This is a genomic window from Mesorhizobium prunaredense (assembly GCF_900156895.1).
GTDB lineage: Bacteria > Pseudomonadota > Alphaproteobacteria > Rhizobiales > Rhizobiaceae > Mesorhizobium > Mesorhizobium prunaredense.
This window is the reverse complement of record NZ_FTPD01000015.1, coordinates 194,490-212,475: the sequence shown is the minus strand read 5'-3', so window position 1 is coordinate 212,475 and position 17,986 is coordinate 194,490. Positions and strand designations below refer to the sequence as shown.

The following is a 17,986-nucleotide window of genomic DNA, read 5'->3' as shown; positions in this document are numbered from 1 at the left end:
TCATGCACGAAGACCCGCTTCGAATTTATGCAGGCCTGGTCGGACGGCGGCAGTTTCTTCGGGCCGGCATGACCGCCCTGCTGGCGATCAGCCTGCCGCGCTGGGCCGTTGCCCGTCCGAGCCTCGAGGAAGCGATCCGGACCTTCACCGGGGGAGCCAACGTTCTCGACGGCCGCGTCCGGCTCGACCTGCCGCCTCTGGTCGAGAACGGCAACGCCGTCGGGATCGCAGTCGTCGCCGAGAGCCCAATGACCGAAGACGACCATGTCCGGCGCATCGCGGTCTTCAACGAGAAAAACCCGGAGGCGAATGTCGCGGTTTTCCACCTCGGGCCGCGCTCCGGCCGCGCCATGGTCTCGACGCGGATCAGGCTCGCGACCTCGCAGGTCGTTGTCGCCGTCGCCGAGATGAGCGACGGCAGCTTCTGGTCGAGCCGGGCGAGCGCCATCGTCACGCTGGCCGCCTGTATCGAGGACCTTTCATAATGGCGCGCGCGCTCGTCAATGTGCCGAAAGTGGCCCAGCAGGGCGAAGTCGTCGAGATCAAGGCGATGATCGCCCATCCCATGGAAACCGGCTATCGTATCGGCCCGAACGGCTCCAACATCCCCCGCGACATCATCCGCCGTTTCGCCTGCACCTACAACGGCGAGGCGGTGTTTTCGGCCGATCTCTTTCCAGCGGTGTCGGCCAACCCGTTCATTGCCTTTTCGCTGGTTGCCACGACGAGCGGCACGATCGACTTCACCTGGACCGACGATGCGGGGAAGACCCAAACGGCGTCGGCGACGATCACAGTGAACTGATGCATGCACTCTGGTGGCTTGCAGCCGTCGCTGTCGCCGCTATTTGCGGCATTGTCTCTGCCGCCGGCATCGAAGACGGCGAGAAGCGCTCCGGCTTCGACTTCATGACGCCGGAGACGCAGGCGCTGCAGGCCGACGACATGAGCAATCCCGGCATGCTGTGGGTGCTGCAGGGCGAGCAGCTCTGGCAGCAGGCGCAGGGCAGGGCGGATGTCGCCTGCTCCGGCTGCCATGACGATGCGCGCCAGACGATGCGCGGCGTTGCCGCGCGCTACCCAGCCTTTGATGCGGCGACGGGCCGGCCGATCGACCTTGCCGGGCGTATCAACTCCTGTCGAGCGGAGCGGCAGCAGGCCGAGCCGCTGGCGCCGGAGTCTGACGCTTTGCTCGCCCTGACGGCCTATGTGACGCATCAGTCGCGCGGCATGCCAATCACACCGGCGACCGACGCCCGGCTCGCGCGGTTTCGCGACAACGGCCGGGGTCTGTTCCAGAGCCGCATCGGACAGCTCGAGCTCTCCTGCGCCTCCTGCCACGACGACAATTGGGGCAAACGGCTCGGCGGCAGTGTCATCCCGCAGGCGCATCCGAGCGGCTATCCGCTCTACCGACTGGAGTGGCAGACGGTCGGTTCGCTGCAGCGGCGCCTGCGCAACTGCATGATCGGGGTCAGAGCCGAGCCGTTCGCATTCGGCGCGCCCGAACTCGTCGACCTGGAGCTCCATCTGACGGAGCAGGCCCGCGGCCTTCTGGTCGAGACGCCGGCCGTGCGGCCGTGATGCCGGGCTGTGGCCGGTCGTTTCCTGCCTAGAACAAAGCGGCTATCACCGCGATCAGGGCGACTGCAAGCGCGACAAGGCTTGGAACCATCACCGCAACGCCGGACACAGTCGCCAGCCCCGCAATCCAGTCAAATTTCCTGTCGGCAGTTTCGCCCATTGTCGCTTCCCTTCAAGATCAACGCCTATTCGGCGATGGCTGTTCCAGATCCGGCAACGGTGTGTCGGCCGCCTCGTTGAGAAGCACCCGCTCCGCTGCTCCGTCCAGGTCCTCGAGCTGGCCGCTTTTCATCGACCAAAGGAAGGCGAGAAGCCCAACCAGGCCCATGCCGAGTGCTACGGGGACCAGCCAAGCGAGCAGGCTCATGCAGCCTCCGCGAGACAGGTGGACGTCACGTCACCTTGTATTCCTTGCGGATCTTGGCTCGGACCCGAAAGACGAAGCGCATTGGCAACCACCAGGATGGATGATGTGGACATCGCCACAGCCGCGACCAGCGGCGTAACGTGGCCTGTAACCGCGAGCGGGAGGGCGAGCGCATTGTAAAGGATGGAGAGCCCAATGTTCTGGCTGATGAGCTGCCTGGCTTTGCGTGCAATGGTGATCGCTTTCGGAACGCTGTCCAGGCTGGAGCCCAGGAACACGAGATCGGCCGCGTTGCGCCCGACGTCCGCAGCTGAGGAGGGCGCCATCGACACGTGAGCTGTTCCCAATGCGGGCGCGTCGTTGAGGCCGTCACCGACCATCAGCACCTTGCGTCCCTCCGCGCGCAGGACTTCCAACCGCGCGACTTTGTCGCGAGGAAGCATCCCGGCAGTGGCTGCTGCTACGCCGAGCATGCCTCCCACCTTCCTTACCTCCGTTTCCACGTCTCCGGACAGGATCTCGACGCCGAGACCGAGACTGCGCAGGCGCTTTGTAGCGGCGGCGGCTCCGAGACGGAGGCTGTCGGAAATCCGGAACGCGCCGAGGACGCGGCCGTCAGCCGACAACCAGGCTTCGGCCGAGGCGGAACCGGCAGTGGAGCGGGCGTCGACCCAGGATCTGCGGCCGAGCCTGTAAACGCGGCCGCCGACCGTGCCTTCGATGCCGTTTCCGGGCTCCTCCCGAAGATGCTCGACGGCAGCCTGCCCGGCCGGACGCAGCGCGGCCACCGCTCGCGAGGCAGGATGCCGAGAGAACCGAGCAAGCGCGGAGGCCGCTTCGATCTCGTCGTCCGGCACGGTGTAAGACGCCACTTTTGTCAGACCTGAGGTGAGCGTACCCGTCTTGTCCAGTGCGACGTGATCGACTTCGGCCAACCGTTCCAAAGCCGCGCCGTCCTTGAGGGTCACACCGAGAGCGAAGAGACGCCGCGCAGCGACGGCCTGGACCATCGGCACGGCCAGGCCCAACGCGCATGGGCAGGTGATGATGAGGACGGCGATCGCCACCGTCAGTGATCGGTGCAGGTCTCCGGTGGCGATCATCCACCCTGCAAAGGTGGCGAAGGCAAGCAGATGGACCACCGGCGAATAAAGCGAGGCGGCCCGGTCGGCGATGCGCCGGTAACGCGCGCGGCCGCCTTCGGCAGCCTCCATCAACCTCATCATGTCAGCAAGGAAGGAATCTTTCTGAGGTCGGTCGACACGCAACGTCAGCGGCCCGTCGAGGTTGAGCGATCCCGACAGCACGCTGGCCCCCGGTCGGACCGACTCCGGGGCGGACTCGCCCGTCACAACAGACAGGTCGAGTGAGGCGTTTCCGGAAATTACGGTGCCATCGGCTGGCACGCGCTCTCCCGCGAGGACAAGGACGGTCTCGCCGCTGCGGATAGCGGATACGTCCCGATATTCGCGTCCACCATCCGACGTGAGCACCGTGGCGCCTCGCGGCATCATCCGCGCCAGCGACCTGACCGCTTCGCGAGCGCGTCCGCGCATCGCCTGGTCCACAGCGCGTCCAGCCAGCAGGAAGAACAGCAACGATGTCACCGCATCGAAGTAAGCATGGGCTCCGCCCGTCACCGTATCGTATGCGCTGAGGCCGAATGCGAGCAGCACGCCGACGCTGATCGGCACGTCCATGTTCGTCCGGCCGCCTCGCAGGGCGCTCCACGCGGAAGCGAAGAAAATCCGGCCCGAATAGGCCAGCGTCGGCAACGCGAGGGCCGTGGAGATCAGGTGGAATGCGTGCCTCGTGCCGGCGTCCGCTCCCGACCAGACCGAGACGGAAAGAAGCATGATATTCATGGCGGCGAAGCCGGCAACGGCCGTGGCGCGCAGCAAGCGGCCCATCTCCGGATCGCCGTCTCCATTCTGAGGCTCGGCGAGTGTTGCTTCGTAACCGGCTTTTCGAAGCGTTTCGATCATCGGCGGCACGGCGCCGTCCCGCCGCCACTTCACTACGACACGTTTTGCAGTCAGGTTCACCCGCGCGGAAACGATGCCCTCGACTTGGCTGAGCAAGCCTTCGATCGCGCCGATGCAGCCTGCGCAATGCACCTGCGGGACGGAAAAGTCCGTCTGAATTGTACCATCGCCGAGATCTCGGCTCGCAAAGACCACCTCTTGCGGGACGATCTCGCGCCGCCCGGGCCCAATCATCAGGGCCGCCTCGGTTCCCGGCGCGCAGCAACTCATCGATCAGGCCTCCGGCGGGGCCACTGCCCGGTAGGCGTGCCATGTCGCGTGTCCGAGCAGCGGGAAGATGACGATCATGCCGATAAGGCCGGTGGCGACGCAGATGCCGAAAAGCACGAGCACCATGGCGCCCCAGGCGATCATCGGCGGCAGATTGTTCCACACCAGCTTCATGCTCGTGGCCATCGCGGTCAGAGCATCGACGCGCCGGTCAAGCAGCATCGGCACCGAAAAGACGCTGATCGCGAATGCAAAAGATGCGAACAGACCGCCGATCGCCGTTCCTATGATCAACATCGCCCATCCGTATGGCGTGCCAATCAGTATCCCGATCACATTGTCGAGGCCCGGAAATGCCGTCACGCCGAAAAACAGGGCCCACAGGAGAACCGCCGCCCGCATCCAGAGCAGCATCAGGAGACAGAGAAGCAGGCCCGTGAAGAAGATCTGCGCGCCAGCCCTAGGGCGCACACGATGCATTGCGGCAAGTCCGATTTCGCGGCCTTCGCCGATCGCGCGGCTCTTCTCGTAAAGCCCGATCGCCAGGAACGGCGCGACGATCAGGAAGCCGGCAAGCGATGGGAACAGGATATAGTCGCGACCGAACTCGATGAGGGTCCACACGAACGCCACCGAAAGCACGAAAACGCCGACACCGTAAGCAAGGCTGGAGGCGGGGTGGGTCCAGAAATCGCGCCAGCCCGCAGCGAGCCAACGCAATCCTTCCAGGACGGGAAGGTGGCGTTGAAGCTTGGGATCCCGGGTTTCCCCGATGCCGGATGTCTCGCTCAGCAGCCAGTAGGATTCGTCGGCCTCGCCCATGACTTTCTCCTTCAGCAGGCTGACTTGGCGGCGCGATAACCGCCGCCGTCGCCGGTATCCTTCACGTGCGCCACGCAGTCCGGCTGCGATTGGAACGCCACGTAGACAAGATGCGCGTTGGCGCCCGCAAAGAGCAGTAGCCCCGCCGGGACGAGCAACCAGAGGATCCATCCGCAGGGAAAGCGAGTACTTCTGCGGGTGGTCATGGCTGGCGCGTCCCCAGATCATGGACAAAAAGCGCAAGTGTCCGAATTTCCGCGGTGGTCAGCCGCTCGTCCCAGGTCGGCATGTGGCCCTGCCGGCCGCCGTGGATGGAGGCGATGATGGTGTCCATGCTTCCGCCGTAGACCCAGTACGCATCGGTCAGGTTCGGCGCTCCGACCTCGCGATTGCCTTGCGCGTTCTCGCCATGACAGGCCGCGCATGTCGTCACGAAGACTTCCTTCCCGGCGTTGATGCGGTCGAGGTTCTGCGGTGTCGAGGTGTCGGGATTTGTGAGCGAGTAGACATAGGCGGCAACGTCGCGTACCTGGTTCCGGTCGAGCATATCGTCGCGGCCGAAAGCAGGCATCTGCCCGACACGGCTTTCGGGATGGACGGTGTTGATGCCGACGCGCATCGTCTGCTCGATCAACTGGGGGCCGCCGCCCCACAGCCAGTCGTCGTCCGTCAGGTCGGGATAGTTCGCGCCGCCCTTGCCGTCGCGTCCGTGGCAGGCGGCGCAGTTGTCGCCGAACAGCTGCCGCCCGGTGTGACGGACGGTCTGCATCAAAGCTTCGTCCGCCATGATGGCGTCGTAGGGTTCGGATTCGAGCCGGGCCGTCCAGGCGGCGCGCTCGCGCTGACCTTCAATCACGCGTGCTTCAACCGTCGTCTGCTGATCAACGCCCAGAAGCCCTTTCGTGTAGGTCGTTCCCAAAGGCCATGCCGGCACAAGGAACCACCATGCGAGCGCCCAGATATGCGTGACGATCAGGAACATCAGGACCCCGCGCGGGACCGGCGTGTCCAATTCCTTGATGCCGTTCCACTCGTGGCCAGTCGTTTCGCGGCCGGTAGCGGGATCGCGTTCGCTTACCTCCATGGCTTGTCGTCCCGATCGAGGATGCTGGTCTTGGCCCTGTTGAAACGTTTCCGGTTGGACGGCCAGAAGGCGTAGACAACGACACAGAGGAAGAAGCCCATCAGGTAGAAAAGGCCCCAGCTCTTGGAGAGGGCAACGAGCGTGTCGTGGTCGAAATCCATCATGGGTCTTCCCGTCAGCTTTCCGGGTCCGGCTTCTTTTCCGGCGCCGCCGTATCCTCGTACGCGGCTCCCGTCAGTCTGCCCAGCACCTGCAGGTAAGCCACTAACGCGTCCATCTCGGTGACGTGTGTGGTGACGCCATCGAATGCGCTCACCAGGGTTTTGTCACCATACCGCTCGGTCACCCCGCTTGAGAAATCAGTGTCGGGGGTCGCCTGCCCGTAGGCGTCGCGGGCAGCGTTTTCCACCATCGCGTCCGTATAGGGTACGCCGAGTGCGCGCTGGGCCGCCAGATGCTGCGGCAGGTCGTCCGTCTTCAGCGTCGTACGGGCAAGCCAGGTATAGGCGGGCATGTTCGATTCCGGCACGACGTCACGTGGATTGGTCAGGTGTGCCACGTGCCAAAAATCCGAATATTTGCCGCCGACGCGGGCGAGGTCGGGACCGGTGCGCTTCGACCCCCAGAGCATCGGCCGGTCGTATTGGGATTCCACGGCGAGCGAATACGGACCGTAGCGCTCGACCTCGTCGCGCAGGGTTCGGATCATCTGACTGTGACAGGCGTAACAGCCTTCGCGGACATAGATGTTGCGGCCCGCGAGCTCCAGCGGGGTGTAAACCCGCATGTCGGGCGCGTGCTCGATGGTTTCGTCGATGGTGAACAGCGGCGCTATCTCGACGATGCCGCCAACGCTCGCCGCGGCGATGATCGCGATGACGAAGCCGATGGCCGAGCGCTCGAGCTTGCGGTGGAACAGTTCAGGCATCCGTCATTCTCCCGGCACTGCGGCGGGGACGACGGGCGCGTCGGTCTCTCGCACCGCGAGCGGCGCGGAGCGGACCGTCATCCAGATATTGTAGCAGCCAACCACCGCGCCCAGCAGGAACAGCAGTCCGCCGAAGGCGCGGGCGATATAGTATGGATACATTGCCACCAATGAATCGACGAACGAATAGGCGAGAGCGCCTTCCTCGGTATAGGTTCGCCACATCAGCCCCTGGATGATGCCGGAATTCCACATCGCGAAGACGTAGATCAGCGTTCCGGCGATCGCGAGCCAGAAATGGACCTCGACGAGCGCGGCCGAATACATCCGCTCGCGCTTCCAGAGCGCCGGGACGAGCGTGTAGACGGAGCCGAAGGTGATGAGCGCGACCCAGCCCAGCGCCCCTGCGTGGACGTGGCCGACAGTCCAATCGGTGTAGTGGCTGAGCGAGTTGACGGGCCGGATCGCCATGAACGACCCTTCGAAGGTCGAGAGTCCGTAGAAGACCACCGCGGCCATCATGAAGCGTAGCGTCGCGTCGTCGCGCACTCGGTGCCAAGCACCGTTGAGGGTAAGTAGCGCGTTGCCGGCCGAAGCCCAGGATGGCACCAGCAGCATGACCGAGAATGTCATGCCGAGCGTCTGAACCCAGTGCGGCAGCGCGGTGTAGTGCAGGTGGTGGGAACCCGCCCACATGTAGAAGAAGGTGATGCCCCAGAAGCTCAGGATCGAGAGACGGTAAGAAAAGATCGGCCGCTGCGCCCGAACCGGCAGGTAGTAGTAGAGCATGCCGAGAAAACCGGCGGTGAGGAAGAACGCAACCGCGTTGTGGCCATACCACCACTGCACCATCGCGTCCTGCACGCCCGGCCAGATCGTGTAGCTCTTGGCGTGCCCCCAGGACACTGGCAGAGCGAGGTTGTTGACGATGTGCAGGATGGCCACGACCAGGATAAAGGCCATGAAGTACCAGTTGGCGACGTAGATGTGCGGCTCTTTCCGACGCGCGATCGTGGCGATGTAAAGAATGAAGTAGGTCACCCAGACGATCACCAGCCACAAGTCGGCGTACCACTCGGCTTCCGCGTACTCCTTCGACTGGGTGGTACCGAGCAGATATCCGGAAATGGCCAGAACACAGAACAGGTTGAAGCCGAGAAGCACGAACCAAGGACTTATCTGCCCGGCCAGCCGCGCCCGAGACGTGCGCTGCACGACGTGGAAAGAGGTCGCAATCAGCGCGTTGCCGCCGAACCCGAAGATGACGCCGGACGTATGCGTTGGCCGCAGCCGCCCGAAGCTGGACCAGGCCGCATCGAAGGCGAGGTCTGGCCAGGCGAGCTGCGCGGCCACCCACACGCCCATGAACATCCCGAAGACAGCCCAGGCCATCGACAGCACGATCCCGACCTTGATGGGATCGTCGTAGTACGAGACTGCGCGGTCTTCGGTCGGTTCGGGGCCGTAGAGCGACGACATGATGAGGTAGATTACGACGCCCGCGAAAAGCATGACGATGACGCCGTGCACCCCGAGAGTATCCGAGCGTCCGAGGGCTGCCATGGCGAGTCCCGCGAGCGCTACTGCCACCGCGATGAGCAAGGCGTACTGCCGTTCAGAGGACGTGAGGTTCGATATCATGCATTCCCTCCAGGTACGGCATTCGCTCAGGCAACTTCCCCAGAAACTCTACGCGTTTCAAGCAACTTAGTCAGTTCGAATCTGTTTCCGGCTATGTCAGCCAGAGTATAGCCATCGAAGACAGCGAGAAACGCCTCCAGCGCCTTGACGACGACGCCCTCGAGCCGGCAGGCAGGAGATATGACGCAAAGGCCGCCATCCCTGCGCATACACTCCATCAGAGCGAAGTCGTCTTCCATGTGCCGCACTACCTCACCCAAGTTGATGTCCTCCGGCCGCCGGGCGAGCGCTATGCCGCCGGTGCGCCCCCGAGCCGTGGTGAGGTAACCCAGTCGCCCGAGCCTGAAAGCCACTTTCAGGAGGTGATTGCGTGATATCCCGTATGCCGCGGCCACGTCGGTCACTCGGCACGGTCTTCCCTGGTGGACCGCCAGGTAGATCAGCATCCTGAGCGCATAGTCCGTCTGAAAGGTGAGACGCATCCCGCGGATTCCTGGTTCTCATCGGAGAAAGAACCCATCCTAGACGAAAATGCGACGTCAGCGCGAGCATGCCCGCCCAAAACGCCGCTACGAAAGCCGTCGTCTCGGGAAAAGTCTGCCCTTCCAAGTTTATCATCCCGCCGCCCCCGCGGTCGGGGGCTCAAGCCGGAAAAACATGGCGACCTTCAAGCTCCGCGCGATCCTTTCGGCGCGGTCGACGAACACTTCGGCTACCTCAGGCGGGCATCGCTCTTCGACGGTCTTGCGGAAATGACCGAGCCATACGTCGAAATCCTCCTCGCGCACCTGCTTCAGCTTGATGTGCGCAGGCACGGGGCGGCCGCTGTACGCGCCATTCTTCAGAATGACCGAACACCAGAAGTCGGTCATCTTCTCCAGATGCGGTTCCCAGTCGCCGTGGATTTCCGCAGCGAAGACGGGTCCGAGGCGAGCATCCGACCTGACGCGGACGTAGAAATCGCGGACAAGCGCGCCGATGAACACGCGGTCGACCAACGGGTGGGACAGCGGCATTTCTGCCTGCGGACGGGCGCGATCGTAAACAGCAGAAATCATCGCAGCACACAAAGTGGTATCGTGTCTGCTACTTTTAGGTGCCAGACTTCCGCACGGCAAGCGCGCAGTTCGTCCCAGCCCTCTCGTTCCGCCATTTGTTTGCGCCTGCGCAAAGTTCCGGGCGAGGCGGACGGTTTAGATGGTCTTCTTTGGAGACGACTATCGTGAACCAACTCGAAACCATCGATCCCGATATGACGGTCGACGAGATCATGCGGAGATGGCCGGCAACCATAAGGGTCATGATCCGCAACAGAATGCTCTGCATCGGCTGTCCGATCGGAATCTTCCATACGGTCGCCGACGCATGCCACGCCCATCGGGTCGACCTGGAATCCTTCTCCCAGGAACTTCTCAAGGCGGTAAGCAGCGATCCGCTTGCGAACGCGCCGTCGGTCTTCCTCGGTGACGGCGTCGCGGCGCTTTGAACCGCATGCGCCGCATGCGGCACGCTCCATCCGGAGAGGCAGTTGGCAAAATAGCGGATCTGTCACCGAGATCATTGGAATTCCAAACGTTTGGCTGATGTCGATTACCGCTCGCTGCTGAATGCGTCTTGATCCAGATCAAAGTTTGCGGGACGCGACCGGAGTTGGCCATCATTCACCTGGCCCTTTTCGTAGAGTCGGCTTCCGACGCGACTCGACGGTGGGAACTTATCGGAACCCCCGATTGCTCCCCATTCTACAAAGCTCGTATTGAACGCGTCCGTTTATGGCTGCGACGTGACGGCGGCGCTATGCAGCCGGCCCCTTGCGCCTGTGCTCAGACACCAGCATGAGCGCATGCGGGTCAGTCACGGTGACCTTCTGGCGCCCGCTCCTTACTATACCCTGGTCTTCCCAGGCGCTGAGCAGCCTGCTGACCGTATGGAGCGTCGTTCCGGTCATCTCCGCGATGTCCTGACGAGTGATTGGAAAGTCGATCTCGATCCCCTCTGGCGTCTTTCGTCCGGACTGGCTGACGATACGAAGCAACGCGTGGGCGATGCGCTGCTCGACCTGCTGGGTCGACATCTCCATGACTTGCGCCTGGGTTTCCTGGAGGCGGGAACCGATCGTGCGGTAGGCACTGGCCCCGAACGCCGGGAAACGCGATTGCAGTTCTGCCCACGCGGAATTGGGCCAGGCGAGGACGACGCAATCAACCGCCGCGACCGCGGACGCCGGATAGGTCGTCCTGCCCATTGCAATGGCGATGCCGAAGAGTTCACCCTCAGTGATGTATCGCGCGATCACCTGATGTCCTTCGGGCGAAGTGCGGACGACGCGGATATGGCCCGACAGGAGCAGGAAGAAGGAGGTGGCCTCCTCCTCTTGTCCGAACACCTCCGAATCCTTGGGAAAGCGGGAGGACCGCGCCCGCGAGAGAATAGCATCGAGGTCTTTGCCGTCGAGGCCGGCAAACGCGGGCAATCCCGAAATCAGGGACCTGTCGAGAGGCATTGTCTTCGCTTCCAGTCTGGGGCGCTCCTGTGGGGCGCTGCTCCTGTTCGATTTCTAGCGGCTATTTGCGCCAGCGCAAACTGCCTGTTGGCGTCACGCGCTATCAAGCCATCAACGGCATTGGAGCCGCATACCAGGAAAGGACCAAGAAAATGAAGAAGCTCATCGCAGCACTGGCGCTAGGCGCGGCCGTCGCGACCGTGGGCGCGGCTGGCGCGGCCGAAATCGAGGTCACGATGCTGAACAAGGGCGAGAAGGGTGCGATGGTGTTCCAACCCGACTTCGTCAGCGCCGCCCCCGGCGACACCATTCGCTAAGTGCCGACCGACAAGGGCCACAACGTGGAAACGATCAAAGGCATGCTCCCGGAAGGCGCCGAGGCCTTCAAGAGCAAGTTCAACGAGGTCTTCACGGTAACGCTCGATAAGGAAGGCGTCTACGGCGTCAAGTGTGCGCCGCACTACGGAATGGGCAATCGCCCTGATCGAGGTGGGCCAGCCGGTCAACCTCGACGCAGCGAAGGCCGTCAAGCAGACGGGCAAGGCCAAAGCCGTGTTCGCCGAACTCTTCGGCCAGGCCGTGGCGGCCAAGTAGCGCGGGGCCAACAGACGCGAAATGGCGCGGACGGCGGGGGCCGCGTCAAGGAGGCGGAAGTGACGGACCGAGCGGACAGGCAGGCTTGGCGCCAAGGCGCGCCGACCACGATCCCGCGTTCTGGGAGGAAACGTCGCGGCGATATGACCGCTGCCACCCGGGCCACAGCTTCGCCGACCTCGTCCGCCGGTCTTCCTTTTCCAAGGAGGACCGGCGGCTCTTGGAGAACTGGCTGCCGGAGGCCGCGCCAGGCGTCGTTCCTGATTCCTTGCGAAGGCCTGCCCAATCATCCGCGAAGCTTCACATCCAGGAAGTTGGGCCACCTTCCTAGCGCAGGTTACAAGCGCGGTCAGCGCCGCACGTGATCCAGAGAGAGCCGTTCACGCGGGCCGTGACGGGACTGCTATTGAGTTGAACGCTTCCCATTTTGGTTTCGTGGCAGCTGCCGCGCCGGATGACGCTGCTTGTCTTGATCTGACAGTGGGTCTGGCGCCAACCGCACCGGGCGGCCGTCAGGAAGGCGTTCGCCCTGCTGGTCGAGTAGCTCCTGTGACGCTCGACGTCGACGCGCATCCGCCGCTCTGCCTCATTTCTCATGGGCCTCGCGCCCGGACATCCGCTCGACATGGATTCGAAAGAAGACGTGCGAAGGATGGTCGACGAGCGGTGCAATGACGGGCTTCAGCGCGCCGGGTTCCCACCAGTTGGCGTGCTGGCTGAGCAGAGACCAGGCCCGGTCGCGCTCTCGTTTGATGTCAATGCGGTCGGGCAACTCCTCGAAGCGGCCTTCGGCGACGACGCTCTTCCAAGAACGGGCCTCACCTTTTTCCTCGACCAGAAGCGCCACTTGAGGGTTGCCCCGCATGGTGTCCAGCTTTCGGCCCGGCATAGTGAAGGAATAGGTGCATCTATCGTCGTAGGCGTAGTAGATTGGCACAAGGTAGGGCTGGTTACCGGACGAGCAGGCGAGCCGGGCGAGCCGATTCTCAGAAATCAGGGCGGTGCATTGGGCGAGGGATAGTTGTCGAATTATCATGGCGGAACTCCTCATCGAAGTCTCACAATGCGCGCGTCGCACACAATCGTCGTTGTCTCAGATCAATGTCCCTCGGTGACAACTCCCGACCAAACGTCGCTTCGAAGTGTCAACCAGCGTGGCTGCCCGGTAGTGTCAAAGATCGAATTTCCGTTACGGCTGGGAAGCAAATCGCCCGCGATGTCACCAACCGCCGAAAGTGTAAGGGGCGCAACGGGCTGATGGGCTCTCGCTCATCGGGCCTCTTGTCTTGAAGGAGAAGCGCCAGGATGAGCACCGACCGGGATACCGTGCGGTCCTATGATGCGGTCGCGGCGGAGTACGCTGCCGAGGCCGCGGCGATGCCCGAATGGGTCGCGACCGAGATCGATGCGTTCGTGACCGGGCTGGGTGGCTCGGGCAGGGTGCTGGAGATCGGAAGCGGTGGCGGGCGAGATGCACTTGAGCTTGAGAAGCGGGGGATCAGCGTCCGGCGCACCGACATTTCGAAGGGTTTCGTCGAACTGCTTCGCGAGAGCGGCTTCGAGGCCGACCTGTTGGACCCGCTGACCGAAGACCTGGCCGACCCGCAGCGTCCCGGCACGCCGTACGACGGGATCTGGGCCTGTGCCTGCCTGATCCATGTCGCGCGCGAGGATTTCGGCACGGTGCTTGGACGGCTTGCCGAGGCGACCCGGCCCGGTGGCCGACTGCACGCCTCGGTTAGAGAGGGCGATGGCAAGGATGTGTCCACACAAGGCAGCGCTGCAGCGCCTCGGCGCTACGTCGAGACGTACTGGCGCGAGTCTGCCCTGCGGTCTGCAGTCACAGACGCCGGCTGGATCGTCAGCGAGGTACGTCGGTGCATCGGAAAGCCGGATGATCGGTGGCTGAGCGTTCGGGCCAGGCGCGCGTGACGCACACAGAGTTCCAGGCCCGGATGGAGGCGGTGTACCACGCCCGCATATGGCACCAAGCGGCGTAGATCGAACTTCCGGTTCGGTCAACTCACGACATCGGCCCTTGGAGGTTGAGCTTACGCTATCCTTCTTCCTGCGCCACAAGGGGACCGACTGCTTCCGGCCCAAAACTGGAACAGCTATATAAAGCTCCATCGAGTGGAAAGCCGAAATTGACCGACCCATCGGATTGCGCCTGAGGGCTGCCATTGCGTGTCGGATGAATCGACGTCCGGTTTCGTTCGGGGAAGCTGCTCCAAGGCATCCCGCTCTGCCGACCAGTGCTCCACTGTAGCCAGGCCGCGACGCGACGAAAAATTGCTCTCCTCAGCGAATTCGCCAATCGCCGTTGGAAGGTGTAGGGTTGGACATCAGCCGTCGTTTTTACGGATTCGGCTGACAGTGAGAGGCACTTGCTCTTACCCGCAAACGGGACAAGAGCGATGCCCCAATCAAGCCTTCGCAATGAACTTTTGAAAAGCCTCTCGCAAGAGGATTTCGAGCTTTTGAAGCCCTCTCTTCGACACGTCGAACTCGCGATCAAAACAAGCTTGGAGGAGGCTAGAGAGCCAATCCAAGACGTTTATTTTCCGGAGTGGGGAATTGCATCCGTCGTCGCGACCATGAGCGGAAATCGGCAGATAGAGGTGGGTATCATTGGCCGCGATGGAATGACCGGAATGACCGTCGTGCTCGGCGACAGCACTCCGCCCAATGAGACCTACATTCAAGTCGCAAGCGCAGGTTCCAAAATGCCTGCCGACAATCTTCGATCAGCAATGTCGAAGAGCCCTACACTCCGATCGTCGCTGCTTCGCTATGCGAACTCATTCTTGGCCCAAGCTTCCCGGACGGCGCTGGTCAATGGGTACTCGAAAATCGAAGAGCGGTTGGCACGATGGTTGCTGATGGTCCATGACCGGGTTGACGGAAACAAGCTCCAACTCACGCATGAATTCCTCGCGACAATGCTTGGCGCTCGCCGGCCGGGGGTCACCCTCGCCCTCAACATGCTCGAATACCGGGGTCTCATTCACGCCAAACGTGCGGAGATCACGATCGTTGATCGCGCCGGGCTGATGAAGCTAACGGGCGGGGCCTATGGACCGGAGGAAGCACGATACCTGGGCGCGCCATCTGCCTAGCAAATGTTCGATCGCGAACAGAGCCTTTAATTTCTGTTTGGCGGTGCCATAAATTGATGTGAAGGCTCGGATTCAGGAGGTCATCTTGATGATCCGCACATCGCAAATCGTTCGCACCCTCGAAAGCGTTGCCGAAGCCTACGTCGCCTTCAGAGGCAAATCGCAGTTCGTATCAACCACCCTCGGCATCCGAGCTATCCGAACGTTGCTGCCTAAGTGCGCGGCTTCGGATAGGGAAATCGCGGACCTCGTCGCCGCCGCGTCAATTCGACGTAATATTTCCGTTGCCTTCGATGGTATCACAAGTACATCGAAAATCGAGACCGCAAACGACGGATCGTTTGCGCGTGTCTCGGAAAGCAGTTTGCAATGACTTCGCTCAGGCAAAAGTACGTCTCGCCGCAAATTCGACGAACCATTACTCAGTACCTGATCGACAACTCGGAGTTTCAAACCGTTTCCACTCTCGACGCTATCCACGTCGTCAGAAAGCGCGTCCCGCAATGCGAGTTGTCCGATCACGAGCTTGGCGACCTGATTGCGAAAAGTGCGATCGATGTCGGATTTGATGTGAGTTTCGACGGCGACGGAAGCCACTTATAGTTTGAGCGTTTCACGGGCAAGTTAGCTTACCGGCCCCCCAAGCCCCCGGTGAGCGGAAAAGCGGACCCTGCGGGGTCCGCTTTTCTTATGTGTATCCTGAAATACGCAGACCGCCTCGCAACGGCCGTGAACCTGCTGGATTCGAAGCTCAAAGCCGGCGAGTTCAAGCTCATCTTGCCCTGTCGCCCGCAAGCGACCGGAAGATTTGCGATCAGCGCAGGCTTGAAAGAGAGGACGGAAGCCTCGCTCGAGGGCGCCAGACCACAACGCCCCCGCGTCTCCGCAAGGCCGACCGCGGCAATGTCCGTCACGACACAGAAGCTTTGGGCAACCAAGGCTCACGGCGTGGAACGATGCTTCGCCGATGCCGCAGGGCCGCTCACGTGGCGTTCGAAAAGGAAATCCTCGTTCCGCTTCTGGCGCTGGTCCATCCGTTCAGCCACAACGCTTCCTGAGCCGCTCGAGATCGGGCACATCGACCTGGGTCACTGCGCTGATTGCAATGACTTTCTCCGCGCGGAGCCTGGACAACTGCCGCGAGACGGTCTCGATCGTCAGCCCGAGGAAATCGGCAACGTCACCGCGCGTGAGAGGCAGAATAAACTTGCGGCCCTTCTGTTCGCTGTCCGCCGAAGGATCGAGGTGCGTGGCGATGAGATAAAGGAAGCTGGCGACCTTCTCGGCAGCTGTCTTCCGCCCCAGCGTGACCATCCATTCGCGGGCTTCATCGAGTTCCCTGAGCGTCTGCTCCATTAACCGACGCTCCAGCTTGGGGTTCTCCGCGATCAACCGTTCCAGACCACTCTTCGACAAGCGGCAGAGATCGACGTCGGACGCAGCTTCGGCAGTTACGGCACTGTCAGGCGCGAAAAGTCGCCCGAGGAAATCCGGGGCGAACTGCAGCCCGACGATCTGCTGGCGGCCGTCTTCCAGCACCTTGGTCAGCTTGACGACGCCCCGCATTACATTCGCATAGGACTCGACTGGCATGCCCTCCGCGGCGAGTTCCTTTCCGGCAGAATGCCGGGCCAGGCGCGTGTGACGAGAAAGCGCAACAAGCTCGGCCGAATCGAGCACGCCGCACATTCCCTTGTGCCGGGCCTCGCAGCTCCGGCAAAGCACAGGAATGTCGGAGTTGTGTATGTCCTTGCGGTTCGTGTCCATGGCGCTGTCGTGAATATCGGACACTCCGGCGCCGAATGCCAGCGTGGCGAACAAGGTCCGCATATTGCCGCAGACGTAGCCGATCCAGAGCCGCCCGTTTGATCCATGTCAAGAGAGCTCCGGCCGTTGCCGGATAACGCTGGCGCAAGGAGCCCGCAATGGATCAAGCACCCATCGAACGGCATTCGGCGCCCCGCGCTACACGAGCTATCCGAGGCGCCTGGTTCTTCTGGGCAATTGACAGAGGGTTCGATCGAAGCGGAGATAGGCGCTGCCAACGCAACCCCGACGTAACACGGACCTGATCCAGGAACTGAAAGGAAAGAGTCGGGATTTGGGAGGATAGCATGGGTGAGGTTCTACCCGGTCATCATGCCGATCGCATACAGGCCGCAATCATTTCGGATGCCGCGGCGAAGTCGGCGCTGGTCGCTTCATGGCGACGCTCGTCCAATTTGCATAAGCTCGATCCAACCGATCCCAAACCGCCGCGATACCTGACCGAGGCCGAATTTATCGACGCCAGGCAACGGATCGAACCGCTGATCCGAGCTGCCCAATCAAGCCTCGACAGACTCTACCTGGCGGTGGGAGGTGTTGGATGCTGCGTGCTTCTCGCCGACCGTGAGGGCGTGCCGATCGAACGACGTGGTGCACCCGCGGATGACGAGACGTTTCACTCCTGGGGGTTGTGGACAGGCTCAGTCTGGAACGAGGAGAGCGAGGGCACCAACGGCATCGGCACCTGTCTTGTCGAGCAGCGCGTGCTGACGATCCATCGCGACCAGCATTTTCACACGCGCAACACAGCCCTGAGCTGCATCACCGCGCCCATCTACGATCACGAGGGAGACCTCGTCGCCGCCCTCGACGTGTCTTCCTGCCGGGCAGATCTAACCGAAGCTTTCGCCAATCTTATTTCGGTGGCTGTGGTCGACGCCGCACGACGCATCGAGGCGGAGAACTTCAAGATGGCATTCCCGAAGGCGCGCATTCTGCTCGCGCCAATGACCGACAAAGGTTCGGGCGGACTGGTCGCGGTCGATGCGGACGACCTTGTGGTCGGCGCGACCCGCTTAGCGCGATTGGCGTTGGGAATCACGCAAAAAAGCCTGCGGAAGCCGATCCCCGCGGCCGATCTGCTTGGCGGGGCGAGGAATGTCACCGAAGTCCTCGCCGAGGCGGAGCGCGGGGCTCTGCAACGGGTGCTGGCCCGGACCGATGGAAATGTCTCGGCCGCGGCCGCGGCGCTTGGGATCAGCCGTGCGACGCTCCACCGGAAGCTCAACCGCCTCGATCTGCATAGATCGCACTGATCTTTT

General features: G+C 62.5%; 23 protein-coding genes and 1 pseudogene. 10 read left to right on the top strand and 14 right to left on the bottom strand.

Going from position 1 to position 17,986, the window contains the following annotated elements; translation table 11 throughout:
• Positions 1–2: 2 nt before the first annotated feature.
• From BQ8794_RS13970 to soxA, 3 genes are read left to right on the top strand one after another with little or no spacing between them, the layout of a single operon-like run.
• The gene (locus BQ8794_RS13970) at positions 3–485 is read left to right on the top strand and encodes a SoxY-related AACIE arm protein (RefSeq protein ID WP_077378329.1); all 483 of its coding nucleotides are present in this window, start codon (positions 3–5) and stop codon (positions 483–485) included.
• Complete coding sequence (gene soxZ, locus BQ8794_RS13965) at positions 485–805, top strand: thiosulfate oxidation carrier complex protein SoxZ (protein ID WP_077378326.1); 321 nt, start codon at positions 485–487, stop codon at positions 803–805. The genes BQ8794_RS13970 and soxZ overlap by 1 nt, the downstream gene beginning before the upstream one ends.
• On the top strand, positions 805–1,584 hold the full coding sequence (gene soxA, locus BQ8794_RS13960) for a sulfur oxidation c-type cytochrome SoxA (protein ID WP_077378323.1): 780 nt from the start codon (positions 805–807) through the stop codon (positions 1,582–1,584). Before soxZ ends, soxA begins: the two co-directional genes overlap by 1 nt.
• A gap of 28 nt (positions 1,585–1,612) precedes the next feature.
• Here the strand turns inward: soxA and BQ8794_RS37010 are convergent, their stop codons facing one another.
• The 11 genes from BQ8794_RS37010 to BQ8794_RS13910 all read right to left on the bottom strand — a co-directional run bounded on the left by BQ8794_RS37010 (position 1,613) and on the right by BQ8794_RS13910 (position 9,697).
• Complete coding sequence (locus BQ8794_RS37010; RefSeq protein WP_023798499.1) at positions 1,613–1,744, bottom strand: hypothetical protein; 132 nt, start codon at positions 1,742–1,744, stop codon at positions 1,613–1,615.
• 18 nt (positions 1,745–1,762) lie between these two features.
• On the bottom strand, positions 1,763–1,951 hold the full coding sequence (gene ccoS, locus BQ8794_RS13955; RefSeq protein WP_077378321.1) for a cbb3-type cytochrome oxidase assembly protein CcoS: 189 nt from the start codon (positions 1,949–1,951) through the stop codon (positions 1,763–1,765).
• Entirely contained in the window at positions 1,948–4,206 is a 2,259-nt protein-coding gene (locus tag BQ8794_RS13950) for a heavy metal translocating P-type ATPase (protein ID WP_077378318.1), read from the bottom strand. The genes ccoS and BQ8794_RS13950 overlap by 4 nt, the downstream gene beginning before the upstream one ends.
• 3 nt (positions 4,207–4,209) lie before the next feature.
• The gene (locus BQ8794_RS13945; RefSeq protein ID WP_077378315.1) at positions 4,210–5,028 is read right to left on the bottom strand and encodes a DUF2189 domain-containing protein; all 819 of its coding nucleotides are present in this window, start codon (positions 5,026–5,028) and stop codon (positions 4,210–4,212) included.
• A gap of 11 nt (positions 5,029–5,039) precedes the next feature.
• Entirely contained in the window at positions 5,040–5,234 is a 195-nt protein-coding gene (locus tag BQ8794_RS13940; protein WP_077378312.1) for a hypothetical protein, read from the bottom strand.
• Positions 5,231–6,112 (bottom strand): cytochrome-c oxidase, cbb3-type subunit III, encoded by an 882-nt coding sequence (ccoP, locus tag BQ8794_RS13935; protein ID WP_077378309.1) that lies wholly within the window; start codon positions 6,110–6,112, stop codon positions 5,231–5,233. The genes BQ8794_RS13940 and ccoP overlap by 4 nt, the downstream gene beginning before the upstream one ends.
• Positions 6,103–6,273, bottom strand: a complete 171-nt coding sequence (locus BQ8794_RS13930; protein ID WP_077378427.1) for a cbb3-type cytochrome c oxidase subunit 3 — start codon at positions 6,271–6,273, stop codon at positions 6,103–6,105. The genes ccoP and BQ8794_RS13930 overlap by 10 nt, the downstream gene beginning before the upstream one ends.
• 14 nt (positions 6,274–6,287) lie before the next feature.
• On the bottom strand, positions 6,288–7,040 hold the full coding sequence (gene ccoO, locus BQ8794_RS13925) for a cytochrome-c oxidase, cbb3-type subunit II (protein ID WP_077378306.1): 753 nt from the start codon (positions 7,038–7,040) through the stop codon (positions 6,288–6,290).
• Positions 7,041–7,043: 3 nt separating this feature from the next.
• Positions 7,044–8,681: a cytochrome-c oxidase, cbb3-type subunit I gene (gene ccoN, locus BQ8794_RS13920; RefSeq protein WP_077378302.1), complete on the bottom strand. Its 1,638-nt coding sequence runs from the start codon at positions 8,679–8,681 to the stop codon at positions 7,044–7,046.
• 26 nt (positions 8,682–8,707) lie between these two features.
• The gene (locus BQ8794_RS13915; protein WP_077378299.1) at positions 8,708–9,163 is read right to left on the bottom strand and encodes an Rrf2 family transcriptional regulator; all 456 of its coding nucleotides are present in this window, start codon (positions 9,161–9,163) and stop codon (positions 8,708–8,710) included.
• A gap of 132 nt (positions 9,164–9,295) precedes the next feature.
• Positions 9,296–9,697 (bottom strand): group III truncated hemoglobin, encoded by a 402-nt coding sequence (locus BQ8794_RS13910; RefSeq protein WP_244554942.1) that lies wholly within the window; start codon positions 9,695–9,697, stop codon positions 9,296–9,298.
• 206 nt (positions 9,698–9,903) lie between these two features.
• Between BQ8794_RS13910 and BQ8794_RS13905 the strand changes: the two genes are divergently transcribed.
• Positions 9,904–10,167, top strand: coding sequence for a DUF1858 domain-containing protein (locus tag BQ8794_RS13905; RefSeq protein WP_342188133.1), 264 nt, complete (start codon positions 9,904–9,906; stop codon positions 10,165–10,167).
• Positions 10,168–10,476: 309 nt separating this feature from the next.
• Here the strand turns inward: BQ8794_RS13905 and BQ8794_RS13900 are convergent, their stop codons facing one another.
• A complete protein-coding gene (locus tag BQ8794_RS13900) occupies positions 10,477–11,184 on the bottom strand; it encodes a Crp/Fnr family transcriptional regulator (RefSeq protein ID WP_077378293.1) in 708 nt (235 codons plus the stop codon).
• Between the two features lie 152 nt (positions 11,185–11,336).
• Between BQ8794_RS13900 and BQ8794_RS34660 the strand changes: the two are divergent.
• Positions 11,337–11,778, top strand: a pseudogene (locus tag BQ8794_RS34660) (pseudoazurin).
• Positions 11,779–12,364: 586 nt separating this feature from the next.
• On the opposite strand, the gene BQ8794_RS13880 reads toward BQ8794_RS34660, so the two are convergent.
• Positions 12,365–12,814, bottom strand: a complete 450-nt coding sequence (locus tag BQ8794_RS13880; protein ID WP_077378420.1) for a pyridoxamine 5'-phosphate oxidase family protein — start codon at positions 12,812–12,814, stop codon at positions 12,365–12,367.
• Positions 12,815–13,083: 269 nt separating this feature from the next.
• Between BQ8794_RS13880 and BQ8794_RS13875 the strand changes: the two genes are divergently transcribed.
• From BQ8794_RS13875 to BQ8794_RS13860, 4 genes are all read left to right on the top strand, one after another.
• The gene (locus BQ8794_RS13875) at positions 13,084–13,710 is read left to right on the top strand and encodes a class I SAM-dependent methyltransferase (protein ID WP_077378284.1); all 627 of its coding nucleotides are present in this window, start codon (positions 13,084–13,086) and stop codon (positions 13,708–13,710) included.
• A 485-nt stretch (positions 13,711–14,195) separates the two neighbouring features.
• Positions 14,196–14,897, top strand: a complete 702-nt coding sequence (locus BQ8794_RS13870) for a Crp/Fnr family transcriptional regulator (RefSeq protein ID WP_077378281.1) — start codon at positions 14,196–14,198, stop codon at positions 14,895–14,897.
• Positions 14,898–14,985: 88 nt separating this feature from the next.
• Entirely contained in the window at positions 14,986–15,270 is a 285-nt protein-coding gene (locus BQ8794_RS13865; protein WP_077378417.1) for a hypothetical protein, read from the top strand.
• Positions 15,267–15,500 (top strand): hypothetical protein, encoded by a 234-nt coding sequence (locus BQ8794_RS13860; RefSeq protein WP_077378278.1) that lies wholly within the window; start codon positions 15,267–15,269, stop codon positions 15,498–15,500. The genes BQ8794_RS13865 and BQ8794_RS13860 overlap by 4 nt, the downstream gene beginning before the upstream one ends.
• Positions 15,501–15,935: 435 nt before the next feature.
• On the opposite strand, the gene BQ8794_RS13850 is transcribed toward BQ8794_RS13860, so the two are convergent.
• Positions 15,936–16,664 (bottom strand): Crp/Fnr family transcriptional regulator, encoded by a 729-nt coding sequence (locus BQ8794_RS13850; protein ID WP_244554951.1) that lies wholly within the window; start codon positions 16,662–16,664, stop codon positions 15,936–15,938.
• A gap of 347 nt (positions 16,665–17,011) precedes the next feature.
• On the opposite strand from BQ8794_RS13850, the gene BQ8794_RS13845 reads away from it, so the two are divergent.
• Positions 17,012–17,980, top strand: a complete 969-nt coding sequence (locus BQ8794_RS13845; RefSeq protein WP_077378272.1) for a GAF domain-containing protein — start codon at positions 17,012–17,014, stop codon at positions 17,978–17,980.
• Positions 17,981–17,986: the final 6 nt, after the last annotated feature.

Coding starts and splice junctions, on each gene's coding strand:
- BQ8794_RS13970 (WP_077378329.1), top strand. CDS start 3: ATGCACGAAGACCCGCTTCGAATTTATGCAGGCCTGGTCGGACGGCGG.
- soxZ (WP_077378326.1), top strand. CDS start 485: ATGGCGCGCGCGCTCGTCAATGTGCCGAAAGTGGCCCAGCAGGGCGAA.
- soxA (WP_077378323.1), top strand. CDS start 805: ATGCATGCACTCTGGTGGCTTGCAGCCGTCGCTGTCGCCGCTATTTGC.
- BQ8794_RS37010 (WP_023798499.1), bottom strand. CDS start 1,744: ATGGGCGAAACTGCCGACAGGAAATTTGACTGGATTGCGGGGCTGGCG.
- ccoS (WP_077378321.1), bottom strand. CDS start 1,951: ATGAGCCTGCTCGCTTGGCTGGTCCCCGTAGCACTCGGCATGGGCCTG.
- BQ8794_RS13950 (WP_077378318.1), bottom strand. CDS start 4,206: ATGAGTTGCTGCGCGCCGGGAACCGAGGCGGCCCTGATGATTGGGCCC.
- BQ8794_RS13945 (WP_077378315.1), bottom strand. CDS start 5,028: ATGGGCGAGGCCGACGAATCCTACTGGCTGCTGAGCGAGACATCCGGC.
- BQ8794_RS13940 (WP_077378312.1), bottom strand. CDS start 5,234: ATGACCACCCGCAGAAGTACTCGCTTTCCCTGCGGATGGATCCTCTGG.
- ccoP (WP_077378309.1), bottom strand. CDS start 6,112: ATGGAGGTAAGCGAACGCGATCCCGCTACCGGCCGCGAAACGACTGGC.
- BQ8794_RS13930 (WP_077378427.1), bottom strand. CDS start 6,273: ATGGATTTCGACCACGACACGCTCGTTGCCCTCTCCAAGAGCTGGGGC.
- ccoO (WP_077378306.1), bottom strand. CDS start 7,040: ATGCCTGAACTGTTCCACCGCAAGCTCGAGCGCTCGGCCATCGGCTTC.
- ccoN (WP_077378302.1), bottom strand. CDS start 8,681: ATGATATCGAACCTCACGTCCTCTGAACGGCAGTACGCCTTGCTCATC.
- BQ8794_RS13915 (WP_077378299.1), bottom strand. CDS start 9,163: ATGCGTCTCACCTTTCAGACGGACTATGCGCTCAGGATGCTGATCTAC.
- BQ8794_RS13910 (WP_244554942.1), bottom strand. CDS start 9,697: ATGCCGCTGTCCCACCCGTTGGTCGACCGCGTGTTCATCGGCGCGCTT.
- BQ8794_RS13900 (WP_077378293.1), bottom strand. CDS start 11,184: ATGCCTCTCGACAGGTCCCTGATTTCGGGATTGCCCGCGTTTGCCGGC.
- BQ8794_RS13880 (WP_077378420.1), bottom strand. CDS start 12,814: ATGATAATTCGACAACTATCCCTCGCCCAATGCACCGCCCTGATTTCT.
- BQ8794_RS13875 (WP_077378284.1), top strand. CDS start 13,084: ATGAGCACCGACCGGGATACCGTGCGGTCCTATGATGCGGTCGCGGCG.
- BQ8794_RS13870 (WP_077378281.1), top strand. CDS start 14,196: ATGCCCCAATCAAGCCTTCGCAATGAACTTTTGAAAAGCCTCTCGCAA.
- BQ8794_RS13865 (WP_077378417.1), top strand. CDS start 14,986: ATGATCCGCACATCGCAAATCGTTCGCACCCTCGAAAGCGTTGCCGAA.
- BQ8794_RS13860 (WP_077378278.1), top strand. CDS start 15,267: ATGACTTCGCTCAGGCAAAAGTACGTCTCGCCGCAAATTCGACGAACC.
- BQ8794_RS13850 (WP_244554951.1), bottom strand. CDS start 16,664: ATGGACACGAACCGCAAGGACATACACAACTCCGACATTCCTGTGCTT.
- BQ8794_RS13845 (WP_077378272.1), top strand. CDS start 17,012: ATGGGTGAGGTTCTACCCGGTCATCATGCCGATCGCATACAGGCCGCA.